General features: G+C 69.9%; 2 protein-coding genes. Both read right to left on the bottom strand.

The genetic code is table 11. From position 1 onward, the window contains the following. Positions 1 to 6,267 (bottom strand): amino acid adenylation domain-containing protein (locus tag ACQZ2L_RS23390; RefSeq protein WP_430328062.1); only part of this gene is annotated, 6,267 nt, incomplete at its 3' end. Continuing rightward, positions 6,264 to 9,275: a non-ribosomal peptide synthetase gene (locus ACQZ2L_RS23385; protein ID WP_430328061.1), complete on the bottom strand. Its 3,012-nt coding sequence runs from the start codon at positions 9,273 to 9,275 to the stop codon at positions 6,264 to 6,266. The genes ACQZ2L_RS23385 and ACQZ2L_RS23390, both read right to left, overlap by 4 nt. Between the last annotated feature and the right edge of the window lies 1 nt (position 9,276).

Below are 9,276 nucleotides of genomic sequence, written 5' to 3'. Positions count from 1 at the left end.
TGCACGGCTGTCGTCGAGCATATGGCGCAGGCGCTCGGCTGGGAACTCCGGATCCAGCGGCACGTAAGCACCACCGGCCTTGAGCACTGCCAGCAAAGCCACCAGCAATTGCGGGGTGCGCTCCAGGCACACGCCCACGCGCACGTCCGGGCCAACGCCGGCCGCTTGCAGACGGTGGGCCAGTTGGTTGGCGCGGCGGTTCAGTTCGGCGTAGCTGAGCGAACCTTCGCCCTGGCGCACGGCGATTGCTTCAGGCACACGGGCAACCTGCTGCTCGAACTGCGCCACCAGGTCGAACGCGCCGATGCCATGGCTATCGGCAGCACCCGCTGCCAGCAGCTCATCGCGTTCAACGCCGGTCAGCAGCGGCAGTTGCCCCAGCTGGCGCTCGGCGCTCTCGCTCAACGCCTGCAGCAGTTGCTGCAGGTGCCCGTGCAGCCGCGCGATGGCCGCTGTATCGAAGCGTGCCCGGTCAAAGCTGTAGCAGAAGCTCAGCGCCTCGCCCTGGTTGACCAGCAGCATCAGCGGGTAGTTGCCCTGCTCGCGGCTGACCAGGTTGGCAAAGCGCGGCCCGTCGTCCTGGCCCCTGAGCATGGCGCTGTCCAGCGGGTAGTTCTCGAACACCAGAATCTGGTCGAACAAGCCCTGCCCACCCTGCCCGGCCCAGCGCTGGATGTCGTACAGCGCGCTGTGTTCGTGCTCGCGCACGGCCACACCCAAGGCCTGCACCTGCTCGAGCCAATGGCCGACGGTCTGCTGCCCCTCGGGGCTGGCGACCACTGGCAAGGTGTTGATGAACAGGCCCAGTTGCTGCTCGATGCCCGGCAACTGCGCCGGGCGCCCGGCCACGGTGGCACCGAAGGCCACGCACTCCTGCCCGGTGTAGCGCTGCAACAGCAAAAGCCAGGCGGCCTGCAGCAGACTGCTGAGGGTCACCTTGCGCTGGCGGGCGAAGCTGTGTAGATGCTCGCTGGCGGCGGCCGGCAAGCTTGCGCGGTATTCGGCAGTGCCGCTGCCGGGCTGCTCCAGGGCCACCGCGCCAGCCAGCGCGGTCGGCGCCTGCAAGGGTGCCAGTTGCTCGCGCCAGAACTGCTCGCTGGCAGCCTGGTCGCGCCCGGCCAGCCAGGCGATGTAGTCGCGGTACTGGCCCACGAGTGCCGGTTGTGCCTGGCCGGCGTAGCGCTGCATCACCTCGGCGAACAGTTGCGCCTGGCTCCAGCCGTCCAGCAGCAGGTGGTGGCAGGTCCATACCAGGTGGTGGCGGCCGGCATCGGTAGCCACCAGCAGCAGGCGCATCAGCGGCGGTTGCTGCAGGTCGAAGGGGCGGCGCTCGTCGGCGGCCAGGGCGTCGAGGTCGCCGCCGGTGGCTTCACGCCAGGCCAGTTGCGCCTGGCGCAGTACCGCTTGCAGCGGCTGCCCCGCCGCGGTGCTGACAAAGGCGGTGCGCAGCGCGGCGTGGTTGTCCAGCGCCGCCTGCCAGGCCGCGCGCAGGCGCGCAGGGTCCAGGCCTTCGGCGTCCATGCGCACCTGGTTGATGTAGCTGCCGTCGCCGGGCTGGTACAGGCTGTGGAACAGCATGCCCTGCTGCATCGGCGACAGCGGGTAGAGGTCTTGCACCTGGGTGATCGGCAGGCCCAGAGCGTCGAGCTGCGCCTGGTCGAGGTTGGCCAGGGGGAAGTCCGATGGCGTGGCACCACCGGCATCGGGCGCCAGGCAATGGCCGACCAGCGCCTGCAACTCGCCCTCGAACAGCGCTACCAGTTGCGCCAGGCCCTGGGCGTCGAGCTGCTGCGGGCTGAAGGTAAAGCCCAGTTGCAGGCGGCCGTCGTTGACCCCGCCATCTATGGACAGCCAGTTGGCCAGGGGTGCGGTTGAGTCCTGGCTGTCGCCGCAGGTTTGTTCGGCGCGGCGCATGCCGGGGGCGAAGCTGGCGTCGAACTGGCCCAGGTAGTTGAAGGTGATGCGCGGCTGTGGCCGCGCCGCCAGCTGGGCGCGCACCTCGGCAGGCGCCAGCTGTTGCAGCAGGCCGAAGCCCAGGCCGTTGTCCGGCACCTGGCGCAGTTGCTGCTTGATAGCCTTAAGGCTGTGGCCCAGGTCATCACTGACTGCCAGGCGCAGGGGGTAGGTGGTGGTGAACCAGCCCACCGTGCGGCTGAGGTCGAGCCCGGCCAGGTGCTCTTCGCGGCCATGGCCTTCCAGCTCCACCAACAGCTCCGGCTGCCCGCTCCAGCGCTGCCAGGCGCGGGCCAGGGCGCACAGCAGCAGGTCGTTGACCTGGGTGCGGTAGGCGCCCGGGGCATCGCGCAGCAGCTGGCGGGTCAGTTGCTCGTCCAGCGCAAGCGGCAGGGTGACGGCTTCAGCCACCGGCGCGGGGCCGGCGTGCCGGGCGCCCGGAAACTCGGCTGCGGCTTCGCCCAGCTGGGCCAGCCACCAAGGCAGTTGCGCCAGGGTTGCGCTGGCCTGGGCGTGCTGCACAAGGAAGCGGGTCCAGTCGCCAAAGGCGTGGCTGCGCCGTGGCAGGCTGGCGGCCGGGTTGGCCAGCAGCTGTTGCAGGTCTTCGAGCAGGATGCGCCACGACACGCCGTCCACCACCAGATGGTGGGCGGTAAGCAGCAGGCGCTGGCCTGTACCGCGCTGGTTGACCAGCACGGCACGCAGCAGCGGGCCGGCGGCAAGATCCAGGCTGCGCTGGGCCTGGTTGGCGATGGCCAGCAGGGCCTGCTCGTCCTCGGCTTCGCGCTCCCACAGCTCGACGGCGAGGTTGGCCGCGTACGCGCCCTGCCAGCCCTGCTCGCCCTGGCTGAAGCGCAGGCTGAAGGCGTCGTGGTGCGCGACCACCGCGTTCAGCGCCTGCTCCAGTGATTCAGCGGCCAGTGGTGTATCCAGCGCCAGCAGCAGGGCCTGGTTCCAGTGGCCGCGCTGGGCCATGGGCATGGCGAAGAAGCGCTGCTGCAACGGCGTCAGGGCAATCGCCCCGCGCTCGGGGCGCGCGGCACCTGCGCCCTGCCCGCCCAGCGGTGTGGCCACCTGGGCCAGCTGGCGCAAGGTCTGGTGGCGGAACAGCTCGCGCGGGCCGAACTGCCAGCCGCCCTGACGGGCACGGCTGGCCACCTGGATGGCGATGATCGAATCGCCGCCCAGCTCAAAGAAGTTATCCTGGGCGCCCACCAGGTCGATACCCAGCACCTCGCGCCAGACCTTGGCCAGAGCCAGCTCCACCTCGCCTTGGGGGGCGTCATAGGTACGCTCGACCGCTAGCGGCTGCGGCAGCGCCTTGCGGTCGAGCTTACCGTTGGCACTCAGTGGCATCTGCGCAAGCACGATGACCTGCGCCGGCACCATGTAGTCCGGCAGCGCCTCGCCCAGTTGCAGGCGCAAGACATCGGCCAGCCCGTCGTCGGCACTTGCCACCACATAACCCAGCAACTGCTTGGCACCGGCGGCGGCCTCGCTAACCACCACCACCGCCTCGCTGACGGCCGGGTGTTCCAGCAGGCGCGCCTCGATTTCGCCAAGCTCGATGCGCAGGCCGCGGATCTTCACCTGGTGGTCGATGCGCCCCAGGTACTCCACCGCGCCGTCGTCACGCCAGCGCGCCACGTCACCGGTGCGGTACAGGCGCACGCCATGGCCGAACGGGTCGGCGACAAAGCGCTCGGCGGTAAGGCCCGGGCGCCCCAGGTAGCCGCGGGCCAGGCCCACGCCACCAATGTACAGCTCGCCCGGCAGGCCGCTGGCCACCGGCTGCAGCTGACCGTCGAGCACGTACAGGCGCAGGTTGGCGATGGGCCGGCCGATCGGCACGCTGCCCAGGCCCGGGGCGTCGTGGCAGGCCCAGTGGCTGACATCGATGGCTGCCTCGGTGGGGCCGTACAGGTTGTGCAGGCCGGCGCTGCTCTGGGCCAGAAAGCGTTGTTGCAGGTCCAGCGGCAGTGCCTCGCCGCTGCACATCACCAGGCGCAGGCTGGGGCAGCCGGCCAGGGTTTCGCTGGCCATGTAGGCCTGCAGCATCGATGGTACGAAGTGCAGCACGCTGATGCCGTGGCCGGCGATCAGCGCCTTGAGCTCGGCGGGGTCGCGGTGGGCGCCGGGCGGCGCCATCACCAAGGTGGCGCCGGTCATCAGCGGCCAGAAGAACTCCCACACCGACACGTCGAAGCCGAACGGGGTCTTTTGCAGGACCCGGTCACCGGCGCCCAGGCCAAAGGTGGCCTGCATCCATTGCAGGCGGTTGCACAGGGCGGCGTGGCTGTTGCCCGCGCCTTTTGGCCGGCCGGTGGTGCCGGAGGTGTAAATGCAGTAGGCAAGCTGGTCGGGGTGGCTTTGCAGGCTCGGGTTGCTGTCGGGGTTGGCGGCAAACTGCCCGGCATCAACGTCCAGGCACAGCACTTCGCGCCCGCCTGCGGGCAGGCGCCCGAGCAGCTGCTGCTGGGTCAGCAGCAGGCTCGCGCCGCTGTCTTCGAGCATGTAGGCCAGGCGTTGATCGGGCTGGTCCGGGTCCAGCGGCACGTAGGCGGCGCCGGCCTTGAGCACGGCGAGCAGGGCCACCACCATGGCCTGCGAGCGCTCGACGAAGATGCCTACCAGTTGCTCGGGGCCAACGCCGCGGCTGCGCAGGTAATGGGCCAGGCGGTTGGCCTGGGTGTTGAGTTGGGTGTAGCTCAGTTCAAGGCCATCGGCGATCAGCGCCGTGGCATCGGGCGTGGCGGCTGCCTGGGCTTCGATCAGCACTTGCAGGCACTGCACCTGGCGGTAGTCGACGGCGGTGGCGTTGAAGGCCTCGACCACCTGCTGCTGCTCGTGGCGCTCGAGCATGGCCAGGTCGCACAGCGGCCTGTCGGGGTGCTCGGCGCAGTCGCCCAGCAGGCGCAAAAAATGCCCGCGCAGGCGCTTGATGCGCGCTGCGTCGAACAGGTCGGTGGCATAGGTGAAGGCGCCGCGCAGCAGGCCGTCGGCCAGCTCTTCGGTGTCCAGGCTGAGGTCGAACTTGGCAACCTCCGGGGCCGCCACCTCAAGCCAGGCCTGCAACCCGGGCAGGCCGGCCAGGCTGCTGGCGCCGCGCTGCTCGTGGTTGAACATCACCTGGAACAGCGGGTTGCGGCTCAGGCTGCGCTCCACGCCCAGGGCGTCCACCAGTTCTTCGAACGGCAGGTCCTGGCAGTCCTGGGCCGCGGCGGCGGCCTGGCGCACCTCGCCCAGCAGGGTACGGAACGGCAGGCGCGCGTGGGGCGTGCTGCGCAGCACCTGGGTGTTGACGAAAAAGCCGATCAGCCCCTGCACTTCTGCGCGCTGGCGGTTGGCAACCGGCACGCCCACCAGCAATTCTTCCTGGCCGGTGTAGCGGTGCAGCAGTGCCTTGAACGCCGTCAGCAAAACCATGAACAGGCTGGTGCCGCTGGCGGCGGCCAGGGCCTTGAGCTGCGCGGTCAGCGCTGCGGGCACCTCGAAGCCAAGGCTTGCGCCGCGCTGGCTCATTTCGGCCGGGCGCGCGCGGTCGGCGGGCAGTTCGAGAATGGGTGGGCGCTCACCCAGGGTGGCGCGCCAGTAGGCCAGCTGGCGCTCGCCTTCGCCGGCCTCGAGCCAGTTGCGTTGCCACAGACCATAATCGGCGTACTGCACGGCCAAGGCCGGCCACTGCGGCGCCTGGCCTTGCAGGTGGGCGGCGTAGCCCTGGGCCAGTTCGTCGAGCAGGATCTGCATCGACCAACCGTCGGAGATGATGTGGTGCATGGCCAGCAGCAGGCCGTGTCGCTGTTCGCCCAGGCGCACCAGTGTGAGCTGCAGCAGCGGCCCCTGGTACAGGTCGAAGGCCTGGCCGGCAGCGGCCTGCAAGGCGGCCTTCAGCGCCGCTTGCGGGTCGGCGCTGGCGCTGAGGTCGAGGTTGGCCAAGGCAAGACTGGCCGCCGGACTTACCACCTGGGTGAGCTGGCCATCGGTTTCGGCAAAGCGGGTGCGCAGGATTTCGTGGCGCGCCAGCAGGGCGTTCACGGCTGCTTGCAAGGCGGCGATATCCAGCGCGCCGTCCAGGCGCAGCACGCCGGCCTGGTTGTAGGCGGCGCTGCTGCGGTCGAGCTGCCACAGGGTCCACAGCCGGCGCTGGGCATAGGAGGCAGCCACCACATCTTGGCCTTCGGCACGCGGCGGAATCGGCAGGCTTTCAAGGCTCATGCCCTGGGCCTTTAGCTTTTCACCCAGGGCGCGGCGGGCGGCCGGGTCCAGCTCGGCGAAGCGCCGGGCCAGGGCGAGGGAACGATCAACCACAGTCATGGTGCCTCCACTTCGGCGAACAGGTTTTCCAGGGCGTCCAAGTCGTTGCCCGGGGCCTGTTGCAGCTCGGCCACCTTGGCGGCGAATCGCTCCAGGGTTTCGCCTTCGAAGAACAGCCGCAGCGGCAGTTCGATGCCCATCTGCTCCTGCAACCGCGCACGCAGGCGGGTGGCCAGCAGCGAGTGGCCGCCCAGAGCGAAGAAGTTGTCCTGCAGCCCGACCCGTTCGACCCCCAGAGCTTCCTGCCAAATACCGGCCAGCAGGCATTGCAGTGCGCTCTGCGGCGCCTGGTAGGCCTGGCAGACCACGTCCTCGGCGGCTAGAGCGCGGCGGTCGACCTTGCCGTTGGGCATCAACGGCAGGCGTGCCAGGCTGCGCAGGGCGGTGGGCACCATGTGCGCAGGCAGGCGCCGGGCCAGTTCCACCTGCAGGCGGTCGGCCAGTTGCCCGTCTTCATCAGCGCCGACCACAAAGGCCACCAACTGGGCACCACTGGCGCCCTCGCGTACCACCACTGCGGCTTCGGCAACGCCTGCGCAGCTGGCCAGCACCGCCTCCACTTCGCCCAGCTCGATACGGAAACCGCGAATTTTCACCTGGGCATCGACCCGGCCAAGGAACTCCAGCAGGCCGTCGGCGCGCCAGCGCGCCAGGTCGCCGGTCTGGTAGCCTCGGCTGCCATCGGTCAGGGTCGGGAAGCGCTCGGCGGTGAGGGCCGGGCGGCCCAGGTAGCCGCGGGTGACACCGGGGCCGGCGACATACAGCTCGCCCACCTGCCCCACCGCCACCGGCTCGCGGTTGGCGTCGAGCAGCAGCACGCGCATGCCCGGCGCCGGGCGGCCGATGGACACAGGGCCTTGGCCTGCGTTCCACGCCGTGCACCAGACGCTGCCTTCGGTGGGGCCGTATTCGTTGCTCAGCAGCACGCCGGGCAGGCGCGCCTGGTGGCGGGCCAGCAGCGCCGGGGTGCAGGCTTCACCGGCCACCACCACGGTGCGCAGGGCGTGCTGGCCAAGGTGCTCAAGCACTTCGGCGTGCAGCCCTGGCAAGGCCAGGTAGTGCGTGATGTCCTGCTCGCCCAACAGTGCGGCAATGGCTTGTGGGTCCTTGGCCTGGGCGGCGCTCGGCAGGTGCAAGCAGCCGCCCTGGCCGAGGGTCCAGAACAGCCCGGCCACCGAGCTGTCGAACGACAGCGACGACAGCAGCAGGAAGGATTCAACCGGCGCCGGGTAGTGAACGAAACGCGCCAGGGTCGAGGCCAGGGCGTTGGCGTGGCTTACGGCAACGCCCTTGGGCGTGCCGGTGGAGCCGGAGGTGTAGATGACATAAGCCAGGTCGTCACCACCGACCGCCACCGCCAGCGGTGCACTCGGGCCCTTCCACAGCGGCGAGGCCTCGGCCAGCGACAGCACAGGCAGGCCGGCGGGCAGCACCAGGTCGGCAGCCGGGGCATCCAACGCCAGCAGGCACTGGGCACCGGCGTCGGCCAGCATGAAGCCGAGGCGCTCGGCCGGGTAGTCCGGGTCCAGCGGCAGGTAGGCGCCACCGGCTTTGAGAATGCCCAACATCGCCACCAGCGCGGCCAGCGAACGCGGCGCGTACACGGCAACGATGCTTTCGCGCCCGACACCCTGCACCTGCAGGGCCTGGGCCAGCTGGTTGGCGCGCTGCTCCAGCTGAAGGTAGTCGAGCACCTGGTCGCCCTGACGCACGGCGGCGTTCTGGCCTTGGCGGGCCACCTGTTGCTCGAACAACCGGTGCAGCAAGCTTGGGCTGGTCAGCGGCATGGCCGCGCCCTGCTCGAAGGCCTGGATGCGCGCACGCTCCTGTTCACCCAGCAGGCTGACCTGGGCCAGGCGCTGCTCGAAGTCGCCCAGCGCCTGAGCGGCAAATACCGCGAACTGCCCAAGCCAAAGCGCGGCCACCTCCTGCTCCAGCTGGTCGGCAACGTAGTGCAGTTGCAGTTCATGACCCACGCGAGCCAGGCCTAGCGGCGGCAGTACGCTGGCGTCCAGTTGCAACTCGACGCCCTCCAGCGGTGTGTGGCTGGCGGCGAAAGCGTACAGGCTGTCGGCATTTTCGATGGCCACCTCGTCCAGGCACTCAAGCCACGAACGGGCCTGCTCCAGGCGGCTGCGGAACTCCTCCAGGGCCTGGGCCAGGGTGGCGTCGGCGGGGTATGCCAGGTTCAGCGGCATGTGCCGTTCGAAGCGCCCGAGCATGCCTTCGATCTGGGCGTTGCGACCGTCTACGCAGGCCAGCAGCGAGACCTGATTCTGCTCGCCCAGGCGGCACAGGAAAGCGGCCCACAGGAACAGCAACAAGTCGTCGCTGGCCAGGGCTTGCTCGCTGGCGCGGGCATCGAGGGTTTGCAGCAGGGAGGCGGCTTGCAGGGTGACCTGCCGGGCTGCATCGCGGGGCAAGCCCGCTCCCACGCGGTGTTCGAATGGCAGCGGCGTCCGTGGCGTGATGGCGTCAAGCACGCCACGCCAGTAGGCGGCGCCGCGCAGGCCCATGTCCTCACCGGCCAGTTCGCCCTGCCACGAGGCATAGTCAATGTACTGCAACGCCTCTTCGTCGGCCGGCGCCAGGCTGCCGGCGTAACCGGCGCGCAGCTCGTTGGCCAGTTGCTGCAGCGCCTGCCGGTCGACACTGGCCAGGGCCAGGCCCAGGCACACGACGAAGCTGTCACCCTCCACCTGCTCTACCGTCGCGACCAAGGGCGCATGCTCCAGGTCCTCGCGCCCGGCAACCGGCTGCAGCGGCGCCGGGGCGCCCTGCTCCACCACCTGCACCGGGCGGCGCAGGCCGTCCAGGCGCAGGTAGCGGGTGCGCAGCACTTCGTGGCGACGTTGCAGCTCGGCGAGCACCTGGCCCAGGCGGGCATCGTCATAGGCACCCGGCACGCGCACACGGGCGAAGGCCACCAGCGGTTGCCCGGGGCGAACCAGCACGGCGCCCTGCTGGGCAGAAAGGGGGAAGGCGTCTTGGTGGGCAGGCAGTTGCATG

Source organism: Pseudomonas shirazensis (assembly GCF_050496565.1).
GTDB classification, from domain to species: Bacteria; Pseudomonadota; Gammaproteobacteria; order Pseudomonadales; family Pseudomonadaceae; genus Aquipseudomonas; species Aquipseudomonas shirazensis_A.
This window is presented reverse-complemented; position numbering and strand designations above follow the sequence as displayed.